Here is a 23,268-nt window from a genome sequence, read left to right as displayed (position 1 = left end):
TATTCTAGCGATTGTCAAAAACAATTATTAATGTCCTTCATCGTAGAGAAAAGTGTTGTGTATAGCGTAAAGCTCTATAGCAGTTGCTATAATCCGTTAAGATAGCTTAATCTTTAAAGTGAATTTATCATTATGAAGATTATGACTGCTTCCAGCTTAAAAGAACTGAAGATCCAACTCGATAGTGATAATCTTCGCGATCGCAAGCTGGCTCTGTTGGCACTACGCAATTTCTCCCCAAAGAAAGCGATGCCTTTGCTTAAAAAAGCACTTCAGGATCGCAATCAGCAAGTGCGCTCTATGGCTATTTTTGCCCTAGGGGTTAAGCCCACAGAAGAGTCTTTTTCGCTGCTCGTCAATCTGTTAGAAACCGATCCTGATTATGGGATTCGAGCTGATTCTGCTGGTGCTTTAGGCTATTTGCGCGATTTGAGAGCTTTTGAACCCCTAGTGCGAGCTTTTTATGAAGACCCCGATTGGTTGGTGCGTTTTAGTGCGGCGGTTTCCCTGGGGAATCTACGAGATCAACGGGCCCATGATGTCTTATTACAAGCTTTAGACAGTGCAGAAGTTCTAATTCAACAGGCTGCGATCGCCGCTTTAGGGGAAATTAAAGATCTCAGTGCCGTTACCGATATTTTGAGATTTGCCGGCTCAGAAGATTGGCTCGTCCGTCAGCGTTTAGCCGAAGCCTTGGGCCATTTACCCTGTAGTAAAAGTCAATCTGCCCTTAGATACCTTGCCAAAGACCCCCATCCCCATGTAGCCCAGGCGGCAGCCTTAGCCCTAGAAAATCTTTCCTTTTCCTAAATTAACCCCCAGAACGCTTGACTTTATACCCTTTTTGTGATAAAAAAGTCATCACTTTCTGCCCATGATCCCCTTGAATTTCTACAGTTTCTTCCTTTAGGGTTCCTCCAGCGCCACAGTGAGTTTTCAATTGCTTCAACAGAGCAGACAACGTTTCCTGGGAATGTTGAAACCCTTGCACCACAGTAACAGTTTTCCCTTTGCGTCCTTTGCGAGATACTTCTACCTTAAGATTTTGTTGGTTGGGCACTACATCAAGCTCTACCGAGTTTCGATCCTCAGTATCCCCATCATAGCCAAACTCTTGATAAACAAAGCGATCGCCCGATTTTGACTTACTCTTAGAGGCCATATTAACTATTCCCTAGCTTCTCCAAAACATAAAACCCGCGAATAAAATCCGCGACTACTTCCGCCGTAGGTACAGACAACTGTTGCATTTTCATCGTAGTGGTTTCACTCGTCTGAAAATAAGCAGCCGAATCAACCAAACGCTTACCAAAAGACGGATGATAATAAATATTCAGGGATTGATCGCTCGAATTCGTCAAACTCACCTGAGTCGGCATGGCAAAGAACTCTTGCGCACCTGGGGGTTTCGGCAGATCTCCTCCCACTTTCACCCGTACCACTCGACTCATGACTTGACTGAGAGACTTACTGATTTGCTTAATTCGTTTTCGGTCTCGAATCGTCAAATAATCCTCCATATCTGGAGAACGGATAATCTCCATCACTTCCGTAATATTGCGTTGAGTGACTGTACTGTCCTTAAACGGTAAAATGGCCAAATAGGCGATCGGCAACAGTTCTTCATCCCGGTCTAAACGGAAAATCAACGTAGTGCGGCGATAGCCCACCTTAATGCTCGGAGGATGATTCATCCCCGGATATTGCCCAGCTATCTGATAATAGAATCCTGCCAAAACAAAACTCGCCGCATGGTCGAGTTGAGCATCTACCGTAATACTGACCGTGGGCGGAGTCGGGTTGAAAAACTGCTTAAATTCTTCAGACGTAAAATGATAAACCTGGGTATGATCTCCATCCGGACTCAAATCCACCCATTCGCAGGACATACCATCGGTTTTTAAACCAAATCGGGACACTCCATGAAGCTTGGCCCCGGTTAAAGTCGCGCCGCTCAAATCTGCGCCGCTCCATTCCACTTGGATCAAATTCGATTGGGTCAAATCCGCATGAACCAAACTACAATTGACCAAATTCGCATTACTTAAATCCGCGCCAATTAAATTCGTTCCACTCAACTTTGCTTCACTCAAATCAGCCCAACTGAGATTGGTTCCACTCAGATCTACCCAACGCAGATTCGCCCCACTTAAATTTGCACCACTTAAATTCGCCCGGCTAAGGTTAGCATGGCGTAAATCCGCATCGCGCAAGTCTGAACCACTTAAATCAGCCCGTCCTAGGTCAGTTCCATGGAGATTTGCCCCTTCGAGATTCGCTGCAATCATGGATGTGCCACGCAAATCCACTTCACTCAGATTTGCGCCACTGAGATTCGCCTGACGTAGGGTGGCTTCTCGCAAATCCGCTCCAGTTAGGTTAGCTCTACTGAGGTTCGCGTTACTCAGTTGAGCGCGAATCAATTCGGCTCGAATCAGTCCTGCTTGAACTAAACTTGCCCCACTGAGATCGGCACGGACTAAATTCGCTACATTAAGGATAGCCCGGTTGAAATTAGCTTTGGTCAGATTACAACCACTGAGCCGAGCAACATTCAGTTTAGCTTTGCTCAGATCGGCACTTTGCAGGTTAGCGCCACTGAGGTTAGCAACACAGAGGTTAGCACCACTAAAGTTGGCATCGCTCAAATTAACCCCACTCAGGTTAGCTTCCGTGAGCAAGATGCCCATGAAATCTCTTTCTCCGGTTTCGTACCGATTAAGCACTTCCTCTTCATCCATGGCTTTTTCCTAGAGATTGGTTGAGTTAGACTGGCGTTGGTATACGTTTCCCATTCGTTATGATAGCTGCATTAGGGTGATGAAAATAGGCATTATTGGTTTAGGGTTAATCGGTGGGTCGTTAGGGTTAGCTTTGCGATCGCTCGGTTGGGAAGTCTTGGGCGCTAGTCGTAATCCGCATACCTGTGAGGCAGCCGTGGCACAAGGGGTTGTGGATCGAGCTAGTGTTGAGTTAAGCCAAGTCAGCCCAGCGGAGATTATTTTTATTTGTACTCCTATCGGTCTGATTGTACCGATCGCCCAACAATTGCTTCCCTTGCTCTCTCCGGCCACAATTCTAACGGATGTCGGGTCGGTTAAAACGCCAATTGTTGAGTCCCTTACCCCAATTTGGCCCAATTTTGTTGGCGGTCATCCCATGGCAGGAACCGCAGAACAAGGGTTAGGAGCAGCCGAGTTCGGGTTATTTGAAGATCGTCCCTATGTTCTCACTCCGACTCCAACCACCTCACCAGAGTCTTTGGAGCAGGTGACGGAAATTGTGCGATCGCTGCGATCAAGAGTCTATCATTGTTCTCCCCAAGAACACGATCGCGCAGTGGCTTTGATTTCCCATTTACCCGTTTTCGTCAGTGCTGGATTAATTACGACTTGTAGCGATTCACCTTTGGACACCGTGCGAGATTTAGCCCAAAAACTGGCAAGTTCCGGCTTTGCTGATACCAGTCGGGTAGGAGGAGGCAATCCAGAGTTAGGTCGGATGATGGCAGAATATAACCGAGAGGCTCTCAGAGAATCCCTCTTAAGTTATCGCCAAAATTTAGATCGAATTCTCACTTGGATTGAAGACGAAAATTGGGGCACTATTGATGAGTATTTACAGAAAACTCAACAAGAGCGACCCAAATTTTTGTAGGAATGGGGAATAGGCAATAGGGAACAGGTAATCTCTCTATCTCCCTATCTCCCTATCCCCCTATCCCCCTATCCCCCCATCCAGGTAGGAAATTCTCCATGCCTTCAATCACTTTCATTGAAGTAATGCGATCGCCTTTTTTCAGTTCAGGCAATACGTCCTCACCGTCAACAACATACCCAAATACTGCATACTCACCATCCAAGAGATTTAAGCCCGCAGGGGTTAATTCCGGTTCAAAGAGGAAGAAGAAAAACTGAGACGAACCCCCATTCGGATCGTTATCTGGGCGAGCCATGCCTAGGGTTCCATAGGCAGAGAAAGGTAAAACTGGCTGCTCACGGTAGAGTCCAATTTCTTCTAATGTAAATTCATAAATTGGTTCTACTTCACTTTGAACTCTAATTTCTAAAGGAATTGTGCGTTCTTCTCCAGTTGCGGGGTCTACAAACCCATTTTCTGGGCCAGGAGGATCGCCAAGTTGCAACACATAGAATTCGTCTGCACGGGTAATGGGTAAACCATCATAAAATCCCCTAGACACCAGATCCACAAAGTTTCCCGCCGTTACTGGCGCATTATAACCATCAACGACAACCGTTAAGCTTCCTTTTTCAGTTTCAATTTCTACCGCCGCTCGTCCTTTCAACTGAGGTAGGGCACTATATTCGGAGGGCACTTCATAGGGAAACCCTTGCACCATCAGATTTTCTAGAGTTTCCACTTCAAAGAGGCAACTTTTTTGTGTCTCAAAGGCAGCGGTTTTGTCTTGTTCCGCTACTTGCTCCCGAAGGATATTGAGATCGGTGCTCAATTGTTCTAGAACTTCTTGAGCTTCAGAGCGGCGATCTTCGGCAATGCTAGCTAAAATCTTTTCACTGCGAGTTGATAACAAAAAGCTGGCTTCACTGAGGCTAGAAGTAGCTGCACCCCAGCGTCTTCCTCGAATCGGAGCAATAATCGATTCAATATCCCCTTGGATCTTGAAAATGGTGTCATTATCAATGGGCAGAGCATAGCGCAGAATGGCATCACCCTCGGTAATGGCATTCCCTCCAGGGAGGCGACTTTCTCGGTCAGGAGCCGCTTGGGTGGGGGTACTCAGTCCCACCCAACAGGTTAGGACGAGGAGACACACCAAGGTGGTCTTGAATAAGGACTTTAGGATATGGATCATGGAAATTTTATCTATCTTATGGCGATCGCTTCACAATTATCAGCTCTTATCAGCTCTGGGTTGACCCTCAAGCTTTTGATCGAGAACTTGGGCTGTGTACGATCAGAGTCTACAACAAAGCCCCAGATCAATATAAAAATTAAAAATTAAAATTAAAAATACTTCAAAATATGTCTCCAGTTACCTCGATCTCCGGGTTACGGGAGTTTGCCAAGGCGATCGTAGAGTAATGTAAGGTTTAACGTTCAACCCCCCATTGATATGACCTTACCCGCAGACCTAATTCGGCAATTCAAACAGAGCCAAACCCGTTTAACCGATCTTATCGATCGCTTCAGTCAAGCAAAAGTTTTAGTCGTTGGCGATTTGACCCTAGATGAATTCCTCACGGGTCAAGTAGAACGGCTCTCGAGAGAAGCCCCCGTTGTGATTTTGCGCCATGAGGAAACTAGCCAAATTCCTGGAGGAGGAGCCAACGCCGTTTATAATTTGGCGAAATTGGGGGGTCAGGTTAAGGCAGTCGGTATCGTGGGGAAAGATGACCAAGGCCAGGCCCTACGTCAGATTTTTGAGGAAGCGGGCATTAATACCCAAGGAATTTTAGTCGATGAAACCCGGCCAACGGTGACCAAAACTCGCATTTCTGGCCATGCTCGTCAGTCTGTAACTCAGCAAATTGTGCGCATCGATCGCAAATCGGATCGGTTGCTAGACTTGCCTTTACAACAGGCATTAGCTCAGTATATCCAATCTCAGTTAGACCAAGTCGATGGGGTGATTTGTTCGGACTATGGCGATGGAGTCTTTCGGACTCAACCTGATGGGACGCTCTCTCCTGTAATTCCAGCCGTGTTAGGACACCAGCGGGTAATGGTGGATGCACAGAAGGAGTTGCCGCGCTATCAAGGGGTGACCTTGTTTACTCCCAATTTACCGGAGGCAGAACAAGCGGTGGGTTATGCCATTAATTCTCATGAGCAGTTAATCCAAGCAGGGGAAGATTTGTTAAAAATGACTCAGGCTAGTCATATCTTGATTACTCGCGGAGATGAGGGGATGAGCTTGTTTACTGCCCAAGAACCGATGGTTCATATTCCCGCGTTTAATCGTCGCCAGGTGTTTGATGTAACTGGAGCTGGGGATACGGTAATTGCCGCCGTCTCTTTGGCGTTGTGTGTGGGCGCTTCGTTCTGGGAGGCAACGGTTTTGGGTAATTTAGCAGCTTCTCTGGTCGTGCGCCAGTTTGGAACGGCAACTACTCAGGGTGAAGAGATGAAACAGGCTTTAGCGGATATGCTGGACAATGAAGCGGCTGATAGGGAATAGGGAATAGGGAATAGGGAATAGGGAATAGGGAATAGGGAATAGGGAATAGGGAATAGATCCCTGTGGTTGCTATAGTGATCGGGGGTGTAGGGGCGGGTTGTCCCAGATCTAGGTAACCGGCAACGGGGCAAGGGGCTTAGGGCCAATTGTTAAAAGCGTTATCCTGGAAAATAGAGATAAACCCGCCCCAATGTGCCCAATATAAGCGGTAAATTTAAGGATATTCAATCGTATGGAAAATCGTAATCCTCGTCGTCTTTTGGTCACTGGTGGTGCGGGGTTTATTGGCTCGAATTTTGTTCAATATTGGTGCGATCGCTACCCGGAAGACCGCATAGTTGTCTTAGATGCGCTCACCTATGCAGGGAATTTGGCGAATTTAGAGCAAGTTAAGGATCATCCTCAGTTTCGATTTGTACAAGGGGATATTGGCGATCGCTCCCTTATTGACCAACTCTTAGCCGAAGAGAGCATTGATACCGTTGCCCATTTTGCCGCCGAATCCCATGTAGACCGCTCCATCCTTGGCCCAGGGGCGTTTGTGCAAACCAATGTCGTCGGCACATTTACCCTCTTAGAAGCCTTCCGCCAGCATTATCCCACCCTACCTAACCAAAAAGGGCTATTTTTGCACGTCTCTACCGATGAAGTCTACGGCTCTTTAGGACCCAACGATCCAGCGTTTCAAGAAACCACCCCCTATGCTCCCAATAGTCCCTATTCTGCCTCGAAAGCAGGGAGCGATCACTTAGTTCGTGCCTATTATCATACCTATAATTTACCGACTATTATTACCAATTGCTCCAATAATTATGGGCCCTATCAGTTCCCAGAAAAACTGATTCCCTTAATGGCGATCAATACTTTAATCGGGAAAAATCTACCCGTTTATGGCGATGGACAAAATATCCGAGATTGGCTCTATGTGATTGACCATTGCAGCGCATTAGATGTAGTTATTCATCAAGGGAAACCGGGGGAAACGTACAATGTGGGGGGCAATAATGAAGTCAAAAATATTGACTTAGTAACCATTTTATGCGATGTCATGGATGAACTCGCGCCCCAGCTTCCGGTTCGTCCCTGTCGCAACCTGATTACATTTGTTAAAGATAGACTCGGCCACGATCGCCGCTACGCGATCGATGCCACTAAAATTAAAACAGAATTAGGGTGGCAACCTTCTGTTACCGTGGAGGAAGGATTACGTCAAACCCTAAAATGGTACTTAGAACATCAAGATTGGTGGCAGCCTCTCTTGTCCCAAGAATATCAGGACTATTACCGCCAAGTTTACGAAGGGTAAGCTCCCCTCATCCCCTAACCCTTTCTCCCGCAGGAGATGGGGAAAAGTCCCTCTCGGAGTGGCAGAGGGATTTAGGGAGAGTGCATAACATAACGATCCACAACAGTATCTCTAGGTAACTCCAATGACTCCCTACGAAAGAATCGCCTTATGGAATCAAAAAGCGGGGAAATCTCCAGTTTCTCCTGATGATGAAGCCTATTGGGTTTTATTAGAAAATCAGACCCAAAGAATTGAAGAAGAATTGCGCGAACTCAGGACAGCTTTGAAGAAAAGAAACTTAGCCAAACTCCTTGATGCTGGATGTGATTTAGAGGTGGTGGTTTCGGGACTCAATTATATGTGTTGTCTAGAATACAAAAGTGCCATTCAACGGGTTTTAGACAATAATGAATTGAAAGTGGTCAAAGACCGTCAACTGGTAGAAGATTCGATTGAACCCTATCGTCAGAAAGGCATCGAAACGAAAATCGTAGAAGTTACGTTAGATGGTGAGTCTTACTATTCCCTCCATCGCGTAGAAGACGATAAAATTTTGAAACTTAACAACCATACTAAGGTCGATTTATCGGATATCATCTAGTATAATACTATTGATCCATTAACCATAGAATCTATGGCGATGAAATCATAGCCAACAAAATTAAAGATTATCTAATCCCCAGACTTTCATCGCAATGTCAGCCAATATTTTCTGACGCTTTTCAATAGATTCATGATCCCACGATCTAAACTCCTTTAAGCCTAAATCTCCTAATGCACGATTTATTTGAGTATTATGACCTACATGAAGTTGTTCTGCTAAGGAACGAGTTATTACTATTCTAGATTTTTTATACCCTTGTAGCTTTTCTTCATACGAGTTGTCAGAAACTGAACTATTAATTGTTTTTTCTAGTAACGTTAGATTACCTAGCTTGTCAACATAGGGTAGTTTTGTAGACTGAGGTAATATATGTTCTATTGTAATTTGTTTATCTAAGTAGAAATCAAGAGATTCAGAATGCCCATAAGTTTTTTTTTCAACATATTGAGCTATTTTAGCTAATAGATAACGCAGTCGATATATTGCCAAGCTCTTTTGAGACATTTGTATTATACAGCGATAAAAATCTTCCTTGAGTTCCTTTAAGTTAGGAAAAATGTTTTGCTCTATAAAAGTATCTAGATCTTGATTAGTCTTAACGATTCTAAGTTTCTTTGACCAATAAGCAAATTGTCTAGTTACATTAACTTCTTTTTGTCTCGTTTTCTTAGTAATAGCAATTATAAAAGAGAGATTTTCAATATAGTATGAAAGCCTTTCAAAAATAGATTTCTCTAAAAAGCGACCTGCTAAGGATAAAACCAAGTGAGATTTAAATTTACTTTGTATTTTACACATTGCTTTAAGATGTATGTTATCTGAGCCATCAGGATTTTTCCCTTGAGTTAATTTACCATAGTGATCGGCTCCTAGGATTAAATCATCAAGGAACTTTATCGGATCTCGATCAATACCTTCAGTTCTGCCATGGTTTAAAAACCATTCATAAATTTCTTCTTCTGGAAAGCTATTTGATAATTCTACGTCATAACTAGCCATTAAGTAATAGCGCAAAAAAGTCAATGGTTTTTGCTTGCTTTGATAAATATTTTTAAGGAAATCTTCCCATTTATTCGTCAAGATTTGCCAATGACGATTTCTATCTATCTCGCGAGATGTATGAATGAAGAGATAATTTTTCAGTAAGTCAACAGGTGTTAAGCCAATTCCCCTGTCATTAATAGTTTCAAAAACTTTCAATGCATTCTGTAAATCAGGAGTTTCTATTCTGATTAATTTTGTTCTATTGGCAATAGCTGTAGATGCTTTTTTGTAAATTTTAACTTCTTTCTCTAAATGTTCAGAGAAGAAAATTTTAATTAGTTTCCAGGCTTTGAATATGTTATTTGCAGATCCTGAAGAGTTTAATAGTTCTTTCTCCGGTACTTGACTATGTAGCAGATATTCATCTAAAACCTTCTTACCATGTGTATCATATTGAAGGCATAATCGAGGTCTATCAACATCCTCACCGGTGTCGGTATTCTGAGTTGTTCCTTGCAAATAGTTTTCTATGGATTTTGAACTACTACCAAATTCTTGAATACAATCCCTAAGAACACAAAATATAAGATAGATAGTTGTTAACCTTTGTTGACCATCAATCAGTTGAAATGTGGGGATATCATCTGTAGAATCTGGATAGACAACAATCGAGCCTAAGAAATACTCAAACTCATTAGTTTCTCCTTCTTCTAAACCTAATCCTTCAAACAAATCTTTAAGTAGTTTTTCGATTTGACTTGCCTGCCAAACATATTCCCGTTGAAAATCTGGGACACTGTAGAAATCTTGAAATAATTGTGAGATACTTAAGTTGCTTGATTCAATGGTCGGAGTTGATGACATATGCATTAAGAGTTGATACGTTTGGTTCTCTTACTATAGTAACTTAATTTACAAAGCAATGGTTCTACACCGATCATACACTATTTGTGGACTTTAAAATACACACTGGTTGGCAGCAACTTCTCAGGTTACTGGTTAACTAGGGCACTTTCATAACCACAGATCGTAATCCATGCAGTGACTATAGGCGGTGCGAATTGTCCGGTTGTGTCCCATATCCCTAAGCATGGCTTGATAGGTTGACCAACTAATAGGGGACAAAACTATAGTCTGGGTTAGCTTTCCCTCAAAATCATTAAGGTAGAGTTCATTTAGCTCATTAGACCGTTTGAAAATCATGTCTGCGATCGGCACCCGTTGCTTGTGGCTCTATTTTATAGCGCTTTCTGCTTCGCGGACATAAACAAGCAAGAGGCAATAGGGAATGGGAACAACCGCGTGTTCGCTATTCCCCATCCCCTATGCCCTAGCGCCCAGTACTATAGATTACAGAATGGCTTGATAACACTGGTAATTGCGATCGTCCCAACAGACAATAATCACTTGCTCGATCGCGGGCTGTTGTTGTAAGACTTGGCTAATGGTGCGTAGGGCGATAGAGGCGGCCCAGTCTGGAGGACATCCTAACGCACCAGTGGCAATGGAAGGGAAAGAGACAGTTTTTAATCCCTTTTGTACGACTAAATTGAGAGAATTGCGGTAACAGTTAGTCAGCCGTTCTTCTTCCTGAGCGCGCCCGTTTTGCCAACCGGGGCCGACTGTGTGAATGATAACTTGGGCAGGAAGGTTAAAAGCGGGAGTAATTTTGGCTTCTCCCACATCACAGGTCACGAGGGCGTTACAGGCTTGGCGTAATTCTGCCCCGGCGGCTCGGTGAATGGCGGCATCTACCCCAAATGTGCCGGTCATCAGAGGATTGGTAGCATTGACTATGGCATCGACTGCAATTTGGGTAATGTCTCCTTTAACGACTTTAATTCGTCCTTGGATCTGTTGCCAGGGTTTTGCTGCTTGTCCGGAAGTCCCTACTCTCTTTTGGCGCTCTTGTTGATATTCTTCATAGCGGGACTGTCCCCACGCCCGAGAGCGACTATGGGATTCAAAATGACTGCGCTTTTGAAATTGCTCGTATTCCCGCCGTTTCAAGTTGGTACTCAAGGATTGTAAGGACTCTGATTCTTGATTCATCGCGGCGGATGCGGGAGCTGCCTGAATGAGTTCCATTCCTTTGGCGATGGTTTGTTCGGCGAGGTCATATTGCCCCAGTCTGGCTTGCTCGGCGGCTTCGTTTTTGGCACGAGCGGCGAGGAGAGCTGCAACTTCTTGTTGTACTTCTGGGTTAAAGGGAAATTCGTCTAAGCTTTGACGGTTAACCCAGGGTAGGCTGAGGGATTGATCGATTTGTTGGCGTGTACTGGTTTCGATATCATCCCAGGAAAGGTGCAGGGTGAGGATTGAGGGGAGGGTTTGGGCGGGAACTTTGAGCCGCAGGGCAAGAGTGAAGGGATTGCCGGCAATGAGGTTAGGCAGTTGATATTGGCCGTTGGGAAGGGTTGCAAAGTCGTTGAAGATATCGAGCAGTTGTACTTGGGAGGGGAGGGTGAAGCTTAAAGTGACGTTTTTGCCCAAGGTTGCCATCAGACCTTGCAATTCCATGGCGAAAATGTCGGGCAGTTGGTCGGGACTTTCGATGTAGTAATAGTTGCCATCTCCACTGGCAGCGATCGCCTCTAATAGACTTTCATTATAGTCATCGCCCACGCCCATTGTCGTTGTACTGACTCCTCTCTGGGCGAGTCCACGGACATCGGTGGCAATGACATCGGGATTGGTTTCGCCTACGTTAGCAATGCCGTCCGAGAGCAAAATCACCCGATTGAGGGAATTGGGTTTGAGATGTTGACTAACCTGTACGCCTCCTTCAATCCAACCCGCATGAAGGGCTGTTCCTCCCCCGACCTTAATTTGTTCGATTTGTTGCAGGATATAGCGTTTGTTTTGTACGAGTTGACTGCGAACGGGGGTGTTAATGTGGCTCTGAAAGGTAACAACACTAACCCGATCGCTCGATTGCAATTGATTGATGGCATAGGCAGCCGCTTGTTTGGTGAAGGTAATTTTGTTCCGATCTGCCATAGAACCGGAGCGATCCAGCACTAAGCTGAGATTGATGGGTGGCCGTTCGGAGGTCACTTGAGGGGCAGGAGGGGTAAGGCGGATTAAAACATCTAAGGTGGTGGGGATTTCTGTGCATAAAGCTGCACGTAGGGGGATAAATTCGATCGCCGGTTGCATAAAAACTCTCTCCAAAGCAATTAGGGGTAACGCAGAGCTAGGAGGGCCTGGGCGATCGCTTGCACCAGGTTTTCCTGCTCTTGGGGGCTGGTGGGTAAGGTCACATCTGAGCGCAGATGGATTTCTAAACCCGGTAAAATTTCTAGGTGTTTCCAGTCTTCTGGGGCTGATTGTGTTGCCTCGGAAACCCGCGTGATTTTTTGACTAGGGGGACTGAGGTTCTGTTGGTTAGGGGGGGAGGTTTCTGGCGATCGCTCTTTCACTTGTTGCAGAAAGGCTAAAGCCGGATTTGCTGGTTCTAAGGATAGTTGGATACCTCCCTGCAACAGGGACTCTAACTCAGTATTCGTTTTTGCTACTACAAACGATTGCATGGCACTAATGCCGAATCCCTCACTGAGTAATCGTCTGATTAACAACATCTGTAACAGATGGCGGTAAGTATAGCTGGCTCTCCTCCCCTGTTTTAATGGCTCATCCAGTAATCCTTGGCTGGCATAATGACGTACTAAACGAGGGTTGACCTCTTCACGCGATCGCCGAGACTGGGATTTTTGATTGGGTAAGAATTGAGGCAACAACTCATTTAACACCTGAGCAAATTCCTCTAGAGACCAGAGGGGCTGCTCTCGTGAAAGCTGTTGCAATGTTTTCATAGTTCAAGTCTAACAATTACAATCAAAAATGTCAATATCAAAATAAAATGTAAAAATAGAGAAGGGACTTAAGCCCTTTGCTCCTGACCTATTCCCTATTCCCTAGCGCGCAGCGCTATACTCCATAACAGCACAAAGTGCTCTCAGTTACTGGAGTGTGAAAAAATGGGTTAGCCCCTTGGCCAACCCATCTTCGGAATATAGAGCAAGCAGTAGCAGCTCAGGTATAAGTTAGGTTATCAATGGTCGGTAATGGCTGAAATTGACTTACACAGAGGTTGATAACCTCCAATGATCCATTACCAGCGCAGTGCGCTAGAGAACCTGTTCAACTTCAGCAATTTCTGGAATAAATTCGCGCAAACGACGCTCAATTCCCATTTTCAGGGTCATTGCCGAACTCGGACAAGATCCACAAGCACCTTGTAAACGGAGTTTAACAATGGGGCCATCAATTTGGTCGAGTTCCACATTCCCTCCATCAGCCATTAGGTAAGGACGGAGATCGTCTAAAACCGCTTCCACATTGTCTTCGGTTAGTTCCAGGGGAGGAGTTAAAGTGCTAGACATAGACTTGATTCACCACAATGGACGTAAAATTCCTTCAATTATCTTAACGCGATTCTTGCAATTCGGCGATCGCTCTAAACCACACTCGGCTCTAACAGTTTAATCTTAGAGTACGTAAACTGGGTGGTCACCTTTTCATCTGGGCGTTCCGTATGCAAGGTTTGATGGGTAAGCATAAAATAATCCCCAACCAGTTGATAGCGGTCTTCAAACTGCACCTGCTGCATCATCTCCCCTGTCTCCGTATTGCGGAACACAGCCTCATAGCGGGTGGGTAGATATCCCTCTCCCGTATCCAAGGTTTCATGGGTATCAATATAAAAAGTCATTTGACCGACCACCCGTTGCACATAGCAAATCACGCGATCGCGCACTTTATATTCTGAACCCATGGCTGCACCAGAAACCTGGATTCCTACTGCACCGCGATCATCGGTTTCACCCAGAGTAAAGCTATTTTTGCCATGGGTCTCCTCAAAAGTCCTACGCTTACGGTGAGTAACCACATCCTTAAGTTGGGTTCCCACCGATTTTTTCACCATCTCATTCTCAATACCAGAGATTTCAATAGTTAGATCTGAGTTAATCTGAATAGAACCACTATAGATTTCATTGCCTTGTTCAATATCAATCTCAGCACTCATTCCCGGAAACTGGTCATCCCAGGTATAACGATTTTCATAAGCGCTTTGGAAAAGGTCACGAGCATTGGTGGTTTGAGTCATTTTCGCTACAATTTGATTCGTATCATAATTTTGCACATATCCCGATCTTAATCCCTAATGGCTCAGATTCTCCCGACTCCTTCCAACCAATAGGTTTTCATCTTCCCCTTACCTTTGACCGAAATAATTCCCCGTTCTTCAAACTCAAACTGGTCTTTAAGACTCTGATAAAATTGCTCGCTGACTTGAATTTTTCCCGGCATCCCCGAAGACTCCATCCGTGAAGCCACATTCACCGTATCGCCCCATAAATCATAACTAAACTTGCGCACACCAATCACTCCCGCGACCACTGGACCGGTATGAAGGCCAATGCGAATTTGTAGACATTCTCCATTCTCTAAACAAAATTGTTGCATACTCTCCTGCATTTCTAAGGCCATCGCTGCCATCGCTGCTTGATGCTCACGTTGGGGAACAGGTAGACCTCCAACCACCATATACGCATCACCAATGGTTTTAATTTTTTCTAATCCATGTTTTTCGACTAAATAATCAAAGCTAGAGAACAGTTCATTCAGCCAAGTGACCAGGTTAATGGGAGCCATGCGCGAAGATAAAGAAGTAAAGCCGACAATATCAGAAAACAGGATCGTCACCGATTCAAAATGTTCAGCGATCGCCTCGGGCAGAATATTCAACAACAGCGTTTCCGATTTTTCCTGCTCTCGACGTAAATCAGCAGTTCTCTCTTCTACCCTTAACTCCAATTCCTCATTACTCTTTTCTAGAGCTGTAAACGACTCTTGGAGCTGATTAGCCATTTGATTAAACGATTCGGCTAGAATTTTCAACTCAGCTACACCTTTAACCGCTACATTTTGAGCTAAACTTTCATGAGTCCAGCGTGTCAGAGCAGCACTCGCTAATCGACGACTCCCATCACTTAACTGCATAATCGGATCGGTGATCCACTTCGCCGTTACCCATCCAAAGCAGGTCGCCACGAATAGAGCAACCAGACAGAGGGCGATCGTCCGTTGAGTATTCTTTTTGATTTGTCCCATAAAATCAGATTCTGGAGCTATGACCACAATTAACCAATCTAGATTCTGTCCTTGACTAAAGGGAACAACTTGTAAAAAATAACGATCTCTATCAAGATCCAACTCTAAATTAAACGCTTCTTTTATTTGCTTAAAATCTCCAAAATGATCGTACAAATATAGGGCTGTTTTTTGAATCACCCTATTCTCTATCTCAACGGCTGGCAATCGCTCTACCGTATCTGGTTTAATCATAAAAGGGAGATCTTCAGTAGAAGTTGCCACCAAAAGACCAGAGCGATCCATGATAAACGCTTGTCCCGATTCACCAATTCTAATCGCTTGCAAAAAATCACGAATATGTGATAACACAAAGTCTACCCCTAACACTCCCCACAATTCTCCCGACTCTTGAAATACCGGTTCAGCTAGGGTTATTTTCAACCTCGGTTCCTTAAAATCTGCATAAACGTCACTCCAAGTTCCTTCCTGAGCCTCTACTGCTTTTTTGTACCAAGGACGCACCCTCGGATCGTAAGCATTTCCCTTTTCTAGAAGTTCAGTTGGATTTCCTCGATCATCTGTCGCATAACTATAAAAATGAAAATCTGTCTCTTCACCGGATCTTCCCACTTGCCAAGTTCGATCGTTCTGGAATCCTAAACCCGTGAACTCTCCCTCTACTGTGCCAAAATAAATCGCTGAAACTTCAATCGGATCGAACAAATTTCTCTGTCGCCAAAAGGTGCGAGTTAAACGAGATGGATCTTGTGTATCTAATTGTCCTAATTCTAAGCTGTTTGTATTCACTTGGGCAACGATCCGAGGCGCTTCTAGATAATCATCCAAATGTTGCCTAATCCTAGCACTGGCTTCATCTCGAAGTTGTAATGTCACTGCCTGCACCGCTTGTTGACCATTGCGTAAAGATAACCATCCCGTTAATCCCACTGCTCCCACAATTTGTACAATAAAGGGAATGACTAAGAGTAATCTAAGGGGAATATCTTGAGAGCAATTCAGCGATTGAAGTCTGGAAATTTTGCTGTTTCTTGCAGGAGCTAACGACTTATTCTGTAAGGATTCATTCTCTTCAATCTCTGTCATACTTGTGTCCTTCGGCTTGAGATTGGTCTCCACCATAGATTATTGATAATGGTTAATAATTGTAAGCTTGATAAACCCTCAGTGTGACTCTCTACCCATGGTTTAGAGTAGTCTAACTCTTATTATAACGCTTTCCCTTATCTGACCTAATATTATCCTAGTGGCTAACTGTGCATCTTGAACCTATTGGATTTAGTGTAATAAAACTTTACAACTTTAATGAATCAAGTTAATCAAAACAATGATTTTGACGAACAATCAGTATCAATCGCAGAAGTGTTGAATGTTGACATAAAACTTTACATTAAACTCAAGACAAGTCCTATCTTGGAATTTGCACAAGTCTTAAAAAAAGAAGGTGTTACTTTTGAGGACTACAATCAATATTTAGATGTAATTATTCATAGTGGTAAACAGTTCCTACAATTGATCAATGATATTTTGGAGTTATCTAAAATTGAAGCGAGAAAATCAGAACTATATGAAGTCGATGTTGATTTATATCAATTCCTTAAAAGGATCGATCAAATGTTGTCTCTTAAGGCTGAATCGAAACACTTAACTTTGATATTTTATCCTCTGGATAATGTTGATCGATTTTTGAAGACTGATGAAGGAAAACTAAGACAGATTTTGATTAATTTAATTGATAATTCGATACGATTACTGAAATTACTGAGGAGATCGCCAACTCAGGCCATTAATCATTCATTATTGGGTAAATGCTGCAAATATCCCTCAATCCTCTCCGCTTGCCCTACATTCCCCTGTTTTTGAAACAAAGTATAGGCCCTTTCCAAACTTGCCAGAGCTTGGGGAATCTGCTCTTGCTGATGCAAGACTACTCCCAAATTGGCATACGCTTGGGCAAACTCGGGATTGATCCGAATTGCCTGATTCCACGCAGCGATCGCCCCCTCAAACTCCTCAACCAATGCCAAGGCATTGGCCAGATTGTAATACGCTTTATCATAATTGGGCTGCACCTGAACCGCTTGTTTATACTTCTCAATGGCTCGATCGATCTGATTTTGACCAATTAAAACATTACCCCAATTAAAATAAGCCTCTCCCAACCCCGGATCGACCTGTAACGCCTGCTGATAGGCAGCGATCGCCTCCTCTCGATCCCCTCGATCTGTCAAGGCAACACCCAAATTCACATACACCTGAGCCAACTGAGGATTTAACCGCAAAGCCTCCCGATATTGGGCGATCGCCTCCTCCAATAACCCCTCTTGCTGCAAGACCACCCCAAAGCGATAAAACTCATCCGCACTCGGTTCCTCGGCAGATGAGAGCGCTGGAAAACCCATACCCAGGGCGATCGCCAGCACCGTTCCCAAAACCACACCATTACCATTCATTGTTATATTGCTCTCCAATTTGAACTGAACTGGTGTTCTTGTTCAGGCTCACAACCGAGCGTCCGGTAAGATCAGCATCGCATCGCCAAACGAATAAAAGCGATAGTCCTCGGCGATCGCCTCCTGATACAACTGTAGTAGTCGCGATCGACCCACCAAAGAACTCACCAGCATCAACAAACTCGAACGAGGCAAATGGAAATTTGTAATTAATCCCTCAACCACCTGCCACTCATACCCTGGATAAATAAATAAATCCGTCTTGCCATAAAATCCCGCTCCAGGCCCAGATGTAAGGGCGGGTTCACCAAGATCTCGCTTGGAAGACCCAAAATTAAATGAACCCGCCCCTACAGAACCCCGATCCTTCCACCAATGAGCCGCTCCTTCCAACGCTCTCACTGATGTTGTGCCCACCGAAATTACTCGTCCGCCCCGCTTTTGAGTCTCCCGTACCTTCTGCCAAGTCTCCCCAGAGACCTCCAACCACTCCTGATGCATTTGATGCGTGCGAATATCCTTCACCTCCACCGGGCGAAACGTCCCTACCCCCACATGCAACGTCACCATTGCCCGCTCAATTCCCAAATCCTCCAACTCCTCCAGCAGCCGAGGCGTAAAATGCAACCCCGCAGTCGGCGCAGCCACCGAACCTGCTGCCTGTGCATACACCGTCTGATACTGATCCGCCTCTGCCTGTGTATCCGTCACATAAGGGGGAAACGGCACATGACCATAATCATCCAACAGATCCTGTAACTCTCGATCTCCAGATAACTCAAACTCCAAAAACCGCCCCCCAGTCGCCTCATCCGTCCCTCGAATCTTTGCCTTTAATGGGGGCAAATCTTCACCGCCATGGGCAGAAAACTCAACCACAGCTCCCGGTTTCAACCGTCGTCCCGGCTTCACCAGTGCCAACCACACATGACGCTCCACTCTCTCCAGTAGCAGCGCCTCCATCTCCATCCCCGTAGACTTATACCCATACAACCGCGCCGGAATCACACGGGTATCATTCATCACCAATAAATCCCCGCGCCGTAACCATTGGGGCAACTCGCGAAACACTCCATGATGACATCCTGCGGATGACTCTACCACCAACAACCGCGAACTATCCCTAGGAGTTACTGGATTTTGGGCAATACACCCCTCTGGCAAAACGTAATCATACGCATCCAAATCATAATCGCGATCATCCCTTAATCCCCGCACTCGATCCATCACTCAATTCCAATCAACACTCTTCAAGATACCCCATCCTTTCAAAGAAGACATAGAGAGGGGGAGACACGGAGAATCACATAACCTTATAGGGTAATTAGAAGGGCGATCGATAAACATACCCATCTTCCCGATCTTCCCCATCTTACAAGTGAAGGATTTTCATGATCGTGCATCCACAGACCCTCAGATAGCCCTAAATTCCATATTTAGAGTCATCCTATTCTCCGTGTCTCCTATTCTCCGTGTCCCCCCATCTCCCCGTGTCCCCTCATCTCCCCCACCAAAATTGGGGGAATCTACCCAGATCATATCGGGGAATCTTCCCCTACTCATGATCTCCGCTATCCAGAGACAATGGAACTGTAGCATTTGCCAGGTGACTGAAGGAAAATTTATGGACTATCTTTACTACCTCGCGAATGCCAGCTTAACCCTCCGGATTATTGAATCTCTAAACCTTTTACCTCAATTTCAGGTCGATTTTGTTACCGTTATTCATCAAATTGATGGTTGGGTCGTCCGGATCAAGCTGGCCCGAGAACTCAATTCACAAGAAGCGGGTAACCTCCGTGCCGTCCTGAACGAATTAGGATTTGCATATCAACCAGAGATTCGTGTGCAAATGGCCCTATGGAGTCTAGAAACCGGTCAATCCCCCACCCATGTCATGCGTCGCTACCAAGTAGCAGTCGTATCCCATGGAAGCCCCAATCGCATTGAAATAGAAACTTTCCGCAAACAATTTGTGATGGGACTAGGATACTGTCCAGAAACTTTAGCCTAATTCCTAACCAATCAATAACCTCGTCAAGCTATAATGCAGCCAGCGATGAAGAAGACCTGATTAATTATTTTGAGTCTGTCCTCGGAATCATTTGTCTAGAAGCAATGTTAAGAGATTCGTGAGAGGGATTGACACACTTCAGGGAGACTACTGCTATAATCTTCTAGGCGTACGCCATAACCATAGCTATTTAATGTGAGGAGTGATTGATTATGGGAATCATACCTACTGTATTAACCAACGACCCTTCTGGGATTAATGGTTTATCTCGGACTGTTGCCACCCCAACACCTGTTGGTTTAGTTTTTCCTCAGATTACAGCACCCACCAATGATTTTGTGAGTCTGGGGGCTAATTTTACCACCGGTCCTGGCGGACTCTGGATGCTTGATGGAAATGACACTGTAATTGGTTCTGTCGGTAACCAACGAATTCTAGGGAATGCAGGCGATGATTGGCTTTATGGCGGCAACAATCAAGATAAACTTGCTGGTGGCCAAGGAAATGACCGTCTAATTGGTTTTTCTGGTAGAGACTTGCTTCTAGGTAATCTCGGTAACGATAACCTGTCGGGGAATCAAGATGAGGATACCCTACGAGGTGGTCGAGGAAATGACGAGCTTAATGGTGGTGCTGGTGACGACTGGCTTTTCGGTGATTTTGGCAAAGATGAATTAACCGGAGGAGCAGGATTTGATACCTTCGTTATTCGCAGTAATGGATTTGATACAGTGATCGGAGGAGTGCCCAACAGCACGGTCGATCCAGCTAACCCCCTGAATGCTGATGTGATTACTGATTTCAATCCTCAACAAGATAAGATAGGTCTAGACAGTGGTCTGGTCTATGCTAACTTGAGATTCGATACCGGCCAGAACATTGTTGGAGGAACCGCTAACGATACAATTATTTTCAACAACTTGAACAACCAGGTTCTGGCAGTTCTTCAAGACTATAATTTGGGTATCAATAGGTTTGATGTCCAGACACTCACTCCGTTCCAGCAAAATCTAGGATCTGATTTCTTTGGCCCCTTTATTGATGGCATAGCCTAGTTATACCATAAATTAATTTCCGTCAGTGGCTATCCTATTGATTTAGGGTAGCCCTTTTGATTGCAGTTTACCGATTAAAAAATAGGTTTTCAGTGGACTTTTTCCTTTGATGGGAATTTTGCCTCGTTCTTGAAATTCATACTTTCCCTGGAGTTTTTCATAAGTGGATTGACTCACCTGGATTTTGCCAGGGAGACCATGGGATTCCATGCGGCTAGCAGTATTGACGGCATCTCCCCACAAGTCATAACTAAATTTTTTTGTGCCGATTACTCCAGCAACGACTGGCCCAGTATTAATCCCAATGCGGATCTTAAATTGTTCTTGAGATTGGTGATTAAATTGCTCGATCGATTCTTGCATCTCTAAGGCCATATTAGCAATGGCTTCTGCATGATCGCTGCGCTCCATGGGAATCCCTCCAGCGACCATGTATGCATCGCCAATGGTCTTGATTTTCTCTAGATGATACTTTTCAGTCAGAGCATCGAAGCGAGAAAAAATTTGATTGAGAAACCCAACTAATTCAGAGGGTGAAAACCGCTCGGCTAGTTGGGTAAACCCCACTAAGTCAGCAAACAGGATGGTAACTTCAGCAAAACCATTGGCAATAGTCGAGTGGCCATTTCTCAGTTGGGAGGCGATCGCCTGGGGCAAAATATTAAGCAATAAGCGCTCTGATTTTTCTTGCTCCTGATACACTCGACAAAACATTTGATAAAACGCTTGCATGACTGCCCCTAATTCATCAGAGCGTTGGCTAGAAGAAAAAGAATAAAATTGGGGATTAACGGGGTGACGATCCGGATTAGATAAGGCTTCTCCTGCGGCAATCAAATCATCTCGCAGGCGTAGAATAGGAATAATTACAGTTATCCCTAAAACCAATAAGGTTGAGGAGGTGACTACGATCGCGATAATGATGATTAATCCCAGAATTCGCAATTTATAGGCATTGAGCAAGGGTTGAATTCGTTCAGCATTGTGGCGAGCAACTACAGTATATTCAATGCCTAAAGAGTCTCCAGACCAAGACACATCATAGTACAATCCATTCCAAGTGCGATCGCGGACAATGTCCGCCTGTTGGGTTTGCTCAAAGGAAATTTCGGGTAACTCGCCAAACTCATAAATGGCTTTTCCAGTGCGATCGTAAATAGTAACTCCCACAATAATCGAATCTTCTGTTATCGTTTTTAGCTTTTGATAAAACTCTGGATCGTTATCCATTCCCAGTGAGCTTAAACGGACAATAGAATCAATAACCGCTGAAGAGACTTCTTCAAGTTGCATTAACTCCTGTTGTTCTTGCCGAGAATAGGACGGAATTAAAATAAGCCCTTCGATCGCCATTAAACTCAAAAACACCCAACCCGCAATCTTACGGGATAACTGGGCGCTCAACAGGTTGACTAAGGTGGAAAACTGAATAGACATCCATCAGATCCTAAGAGTACAAGCTCAGAGATCTCTACATCCAAGATCCCTATTTATCATGATGTCACCCAAAGTTAAACGACTGCTGAATCGATGCAGATGTGGAGGGAGATTAGAATCAGCTACCATAAGTCTAGACCAACCTCAGTGTATCTTATCGGGTCTAGAAGCCTTTCACCCTCAGTCATCCATTGCTATTCCTATGCTAGAGCAACAACCCAAGCCGGATACCTCAACTCAGAAATTATCTCCTCCCTGGTTCCACGATCCTCTCCATCCCAAGGATTCAGGACTGTTTCTTTCTGAAGCTGTTTTTAACCGCACGCTTGTGTTACTTCCCCTGGTAGGGTACACGCTCTTGGGTTTAACAGTGATTAATACGGTTATTCTGTTTATTCCTTTCCAACCCTTAAATCCGGTTTGGGTATTGGAGACGATGGGATCTTTGGTTGAGGGATGCTGGTTTCCTTTACTGGGATTGGTGTGTATTCTTTATGGTCGGTGGGGTTATGTGGATCGTTGGGAGTTGAGGTTATGGCGTTTTTTGTCTCGGATGATGTTGTTGGTGGGTTTGGGTTATTTATTGATGGTTCCTGTGGGAGTTCGGCAAACTTGGAAAATCGATGGCATGAACCAGGCTCAGTTACAGTCCCAAATGGTTGAACACAATCAGGTTTTTGCTGATGCTCAGGAACGTCTTCAACAAAGCCAATCCATCGAAGATTTAAATGAATTAAGGGTTTGGATGTTTCCGAATCGGATCTTGCCTATCCGTGATAATCCACAAGAGTTGAAGAAACAATTACAGCAGGAATTGGTACAAACCCAACGGGCATGGGAAGGGCAATTGAGAAGTCAGAGGAGGGCACAACGGTTGACACTGATGAAAAAGTCGGTTAAGTGGAATTTGGGAGCAATTGTAGGAGGCGTGGCGTTTTTGTGGCTTTGGAATAAGACTCGTTGGAGCCGTCATGTGCGGTTACGTTGAAATGGGTAATGGGTGTAAAACTATTTCTCCTCAAGGGGTGACAAGGTAGTTCAAAGGTCGCTATAGCGACCTTTTTCGGTAGTATTTTGCTGAAAACCTCAACTCAATGGTCGCGATCGCATAACTATAGCATCAGGTTAGAGGGTTACTTGCCCAAAAAATCGCTAG

21 protein-coding genes are annotated in these 23,268 nt (G+C 44.6%); 9 read left to right on the top strand and 12 right to left on the bottom strand.

Annotated elements, in window-relative coordinates; translation table 11 throughout:
• The first annotated feature begins 141 nt into the window (after positions 1 to 141).
• Positions 142 to 810, top strand: a complete 669-nt coding sequence (locus tag J7545_RS20785; protein WP_318700609.1) for a HEAT repeat domain-containing protein — start codon at positions 142 to 144, stop codon at positions 808 to 810.
• Position 811: 1 nt separating this feature from the next.
• On the opposite strand, the gene J7545_RS20780 is transcribed toward J7545_RS20785, so the two are convergent.
• A complete protein-coding gene (locus J7545_RS20780; protein ID WP_318700608.1) occupies positions 812 to 1,162 on the bottom strand; it encodes a translation initiation factor in 351 nt (116 codons plus the stop codon).
• Position 1,163: 1 nt separating this feature from the next.
• Positions 1,164 to 2,741: a pentapeptide repeat-containing protein gene (locus J7545_RS20775; RefSeq protein ID WP_318700607.1), complete on the bottom strand. Its 1,578-nt coding sequence runs from the start codon at positions 2,739 to 2,741 to the stop codon at positions 1,164 to 1,166.
• A 79-nt stretch (positions 2,742 to 2,820) separates the two neighbouring features.
• On the opposite strand from J7545_RS20775, the gene J7545_RS20770 reads away from it, so the two are divergent.
• Complete coding sequence (locus tag J7545_RS20770) at positions 2,821 to 3,657, top strand: prephenate/arogenate dehydrogenase (protein ID WP_413038625.1); 837 nt, start codon at positions 2,821 to 2,823, stop codon at positions 3,655 to 3,657.
• Positions 3,658 to 3,709: 52 nt separating this feature from the next.
• Here the strand turns inward: J7545_RS20770 and J7545_RS20765 are convergent, their stop codons facing one another.
• On the bottom strand, positions 3,710 to 4,834 hold the full coding sequence (locus tag J7545_RS20765; protein ID WP_318700605.1) for a peptidylprolyl isomerase: 1,125 nt from the start codon (positions 4,832 to 4,834) through the stop codon (positions 3,710 to 3,712).
• 261 nt (positions 4,835 to 5,095) lie between these two features.
• On the opposite strand from J7545_RS20765, the gene rfaE1 reads away from it, so the two are divergent.
• The 3 genes from rfaE1 (at position 5,096) to J7545_RS20750 (ending at position 8,049) form a co-directional block, all read left to right on the top strand.
• Positions 5,096 to 6,160, top strand: a complete 1,065-nt coding sequence (gene rfaE1 / locus J7545_RS20760; RefSeq protein WP_318700604.1) for a D-glycero-beta-D-manno-heptose-7-phosphate kinase — start codon at positions 5,096 to 5,098, stop codon at positions 6,158 to 6,160.
• 232 nt (positions 6,161 to 6,392) lie between these two features.
• On the top strand, positions 6,393 to 7,466 hold the full coding sequence (gene rfbB / locus J7545_RS20755; protein WP_318700603.1) for a dTDP-glucose 4,6-dehydratase: 1,074 nt from the start codon (positions 6,393 to 6,395) through the stop codon (positions 7,464 to 7,466).
• Between the two features lie 124 nt (positions 7,467 to 7,590).
• A complete protein-coding gene (locus J7545_RS20750) occupies positions 7,591 to 8,049 on the top strand; it encodes a hypothetical protein (protein ID WP_318700602.1) in 459 nt (152 codons plus the stop codon).
• A 60-nt stretch (positions 8,050 to 8,109) separates the two neighbouring features.
• Here J7545_RS20750 and J7545_RS20745 read toward each other — a convergent pair whose 3' ends face one another.
• The 6 genes from J7545_RS20745 to J7545_RS20720 form a co-directional block, all read right to left on the bottom strand.
• The gene (locus tag J7545_RS20745) at positions 8,110 to 9,900 is read right to left on the bottom strand and encodes a DUF262 domain-containing HNH endonuclease family protein (protein WP_318700601.1); all 1,791 of its coding nucleotides are present in this window, start codon (positions 9,898 to 9,900) and stop codon (positions 8,110 to 8,112) included.
• Between the two features lie 486 nt (positions 9,901 to 10,386).
• A complete protein-coding gene (locus J7545_RS20740) occupies positions 10,387 to 12,195 on the bottom strand; it encodes a macro domain-containing protein (protein WP_318700600.1) in 1,809 nt (602 codons plus the stop codon).
• Between the two features lie 20 nt (positions 12,196 to 12,215).
• A complete protein-coding gene (locus J7545_RS20735) occupies positions 12,216 to 12,851 on the bottom strand; it encodes a MerR family transcriptional regulator (RefSeq protein WP_318700599.1) in 636 nt (211 codons plus the stop codon).
• 315 nt (positions 12,852 to 13,166) lie between these two features.
• Positions 13,167 to 13,421 (bottom strand): NifU family protein, encoded by a 255-nt coding sequence (locus J7545_RS20730; protein WP_318700598.1) that lies wholly within the window; start codon positions 13,419 to 13,421, stop codon positions 13,167 to 13,169.
• Between the two features lie 74 nt (positions 13,422 to 13,495).
• Entirely contained in the window at positions 13,496 to 14,146 is a 651-nt protein-coding gene (locus J7545_RS20725; protein WP_318720089.1) for a DUF3386 domain-containing protein, read from the bottom strand.
• A gap of 62 nt (positions 14,147 to 14,208) precedes the next feature.
• Entirely contained in the window at positions 14,209 to 16,239 is a 2,031-nt protein-coding gene (locus J7545_RS20720) for an adenylate/guanylate cyclase domain-containing protein (RefSeq protein ID WP_318700596.1), read from the bottom strand.
• Between the two features lie 219 nt (positions 16,240 to 16,458).
• On the opposite strand from J7545_RS20720, the gene J7545_RS20715 reads away from it, so the two are divergent.
• Positions 16,459 to 17,016: a HAMP domain-containing sensor histidine kinase gene (locus J7545_RS20715; RefSeq protein ID WP_318720088.1), complete on the top strand. Its 558-nt coding sequence runs from the start codon at positions 16,459 to 16,461 to the stop codon at positions 17,014 to 17,016.
• On the opposite strand, the gene J7545_RS20710 is transcribed toward J7545_RS20715, so the two are convergent.
• Together J7545_RS20710 and queA are read right to left on the bottom strand one after the other, a co-directional pair.
• Positions 16,944 to 17,606, bottom strand: coding sequence for a tetratricopeptide repeat protein (locus J7545_RS20710; RefSeq protein WP_318700595.1), 663 nt, complete (start codon positions 17,604 to 17,606; stop codon positions 16,944 to 16,946). The two genes, J7545_RS20715 and J7545_RS20710, sit on opposite strands and share 73 nt — an antisense overlap.
• A gap of 48 nt (positions 17,607 to 17,654) precedes the next feature.
• Positions 17,655 to 18,833: a tRNA preQ1(34) S-adenosylmethionine ribosyltransferase-isomerase QueA gene (queA, locus tag J7545_RS20705; RefSeq protein ID WP_318700594.1), complete on the bottom strand. Its 1,179-nt coding sequence runs from the start codon at positions 18,831 to 18,833 to the stop codon at positions 17,655 to 17,657.
• A gap of 397 nt (positions 18,834 to 19,230) precedes the next feature.
• On the opposite strand from queA, the gene J7545_RS20700 reads away from it, so the two are divergent.
• The gene (locus J7545_RS20700; protein ID WP_318700658.1) at positions 19,231 to 19,620 is read left to right on the top strand and encodes a hypothetical protein; all 390 of its coding nucleotides are present in this window, start codon (positions 19,231 to 19,233) and stop codon (positions 19,618 to 19,620) included.
• Between the two features lie 212 nt (positions 19,621 to 19,832).
• Positions 19,833 to 20,675: a hypothetical protein gene (locus J7545_RS20695; RefSeq protein ID WP_318700593.1), complete on the top strand. Its 843-nt coding sequence runs from the start codon at positions 19,833 to 19,835 to the stop codon at positions 20,673 to 20,675.
• 42 nt (positions 20,676 to 20,717) lie between these two features.
• On the opposite strand, the gene J7545_RS20690 is transcribed toward J7545_RS20695, so the two are convergent.
• Positions 20,718 to 22,112, bottom strand: a complete 1,395-nt coding sequence (locus J7545_RS20690) for an adenylate/guanylate cyclase domain-containing protein (protein WP_318700592.1) — start codon at positions 22,110 to 22,112, stop codon at positions 20,718 to 20,720.
• 58 nt (positions 22,113 to 22,170) lie between these two features.
• Between J7545_RS20690 and J7545_RS20685 the strand changes: the two genes are divergently transcribed.
• Positions 22,171 to 23,100, top strand: coding sequence for an HpsJ family protein (locus J7545_RS20685; RefSeq protein ID WP_318700591.1), 930 nt, complete (start codon positions 22,171 to 22,173; stop codon positions 23,098 to 23,100).
• Positions 23,101 to 23,268 lie beyond the last annotated feature (168 nt).

The sequence above is a fragment of the Roseofilum sp. SBFL genome (assembly GCF_017746885.1).
Lineage (GTDB): Bacteria > Cyanobacteriota > Cyanobacteriia > Cyanobacteriales > Desertifilaceae > Roseofilum.
This window is presented reverse-complemented; position numbering and strand designations above follow the sequence as displayed.

Coding starts and splice junctions, on each gene's coding strand:
- J7545_RS20740 (WP_318700600.1), bottom strand. CDS start 12,195: ATGCAACCGGCGATCGAATTTATCCCCCTACGTGCAGCTTTATGCACA.
- J7545_RS20715 (WP_318720088.1), top strand. CDS start 16,459: ATGAATCAAGTTAATCAAAACAATGATTTTGACGAACAATCAGTATCA.
- J7545_RS20770 (WP_413038625.1), top strand. CDS start 2,821: ATGAAAATAGGCATTATTGGTTTAGGGTTAATCGGTGGGTCGTTAGGG.
- J7545_RS20700 (WP_318700658.1), top strand. CDS start 19,231: ATGGACTATCTTTACTACCTCGCGAATGCCAGCTTAACCCTCCGGATT.
- J7545_RS20695 (WP_318700593.1), top strand. CDS start 19,833: ATGGGAATCATACCTACTGTATTAACCAACGACCCTTCTGGGATTAAT.
- J7545_RS20725 (WP_318720089.1), bottom strand. CDS start 14,146: ATGACTCAAACCACCAATGCTCGTGACCTTTTCCAAAGCGCTTATGAA.
- J7545_RS20750 (WP_318700602.1), top strand. CDS start 7,591: ATGACTCCCTACGAAAGAATCGCCTTATGGAATCAAAAAGCGGGGAAA.
- J7545_RS20710 (WP_318700595.1), bottom strand. CDS start 17,606: ATGAATGGTAATGGTGTGGTTTTGGGAACGGTGCTGGCGATCGCCCTG.
- J7545_RS20745 (WP_318700601.1), bottom strand. CDS start 9,900: ATGTCATCAACTCCGACCATTGAATCAAGCAACTTAAGTATCTCACAA.
- J7545_RS20730 (WP_318700598.1), bottom strand. CDS start 13,421: ATGTCTAGCACTTTAACTCCTCCCCTGGAACTAACCGAAGACAATGTG.
- rfbB (WP_318700603.1), top strand. CDS start 6,393: ATGGAAAATCGTAATCCTCGTCGTCTTTTGGTCACTGGTGGTGCGGGG.
- rfaE1 (WP_318700604.1), top strand. CDS start 5,096: ATGACCTTACCCGCAGACCTAATTCGGCAATTCAAACAGAGCCAAACC.
- J7545_RS20685 (WP_318700591.1), top strand. CDS start 22,171: ATGATGTCACCCAAAGTTAAACGACTGCTGAATCGATGCAGATGTGGA.
- J7545_RS20720 (WP_318700596.1), bottom strand. CDS start 16,239: ATGACAGAGATTGAAGAGAATGAATCCTTACAGAATAAGTCGTTAGCT.
- J7545_RS20765 (WP_318700605.1), bottom strand. CDS start 4,834: ATGATCCATATCCTAAAGTCCTTATTCAAGACCACCTTGGTGTGTCTC.
- J7545_RS20735 (WP_318700599.1), bottom strand. CDS start 12,851: ATGAAAACATTGCAACAGCTTTCACGAGAGCAGCCCCTCTGGTCTCTA.
- J7545_RS20690 (WP_318700592.1), bottom strand. CDS start 22,112: ATGTCTATTCAGTTTTCCACCTTAGTCAACCTGTTGAGCGCCCAGTTA.
- queA (WP_318700594.1), bottom strand. CDS start 18,833: ATGGATCGAGTGCGGGGATTAAGGGATGATCGCGATTATGATTTGGAT.
- J7545_RS20780 (WP_318700608.1), bottom strand. CDS start 1,162: ATGGCCTCTAAGAGTAAGTCAAAATCGGGCGATCGCTTTGTTTATCAA.
- J7545_RS20785 (WP_318700609.1), top strand. CDS start 142: ATGACTGCTTCCAGCTTAAAAGAACTGAAGATCCAACTCGATAGTGAT.
- J7545_RS20775 (WP_318700607.1), bottom strand. CDS start 2,741: ATGGATGAAGAGGAAGTGCTTAATCGGTACGAAACCGGAGAAAGAGAT.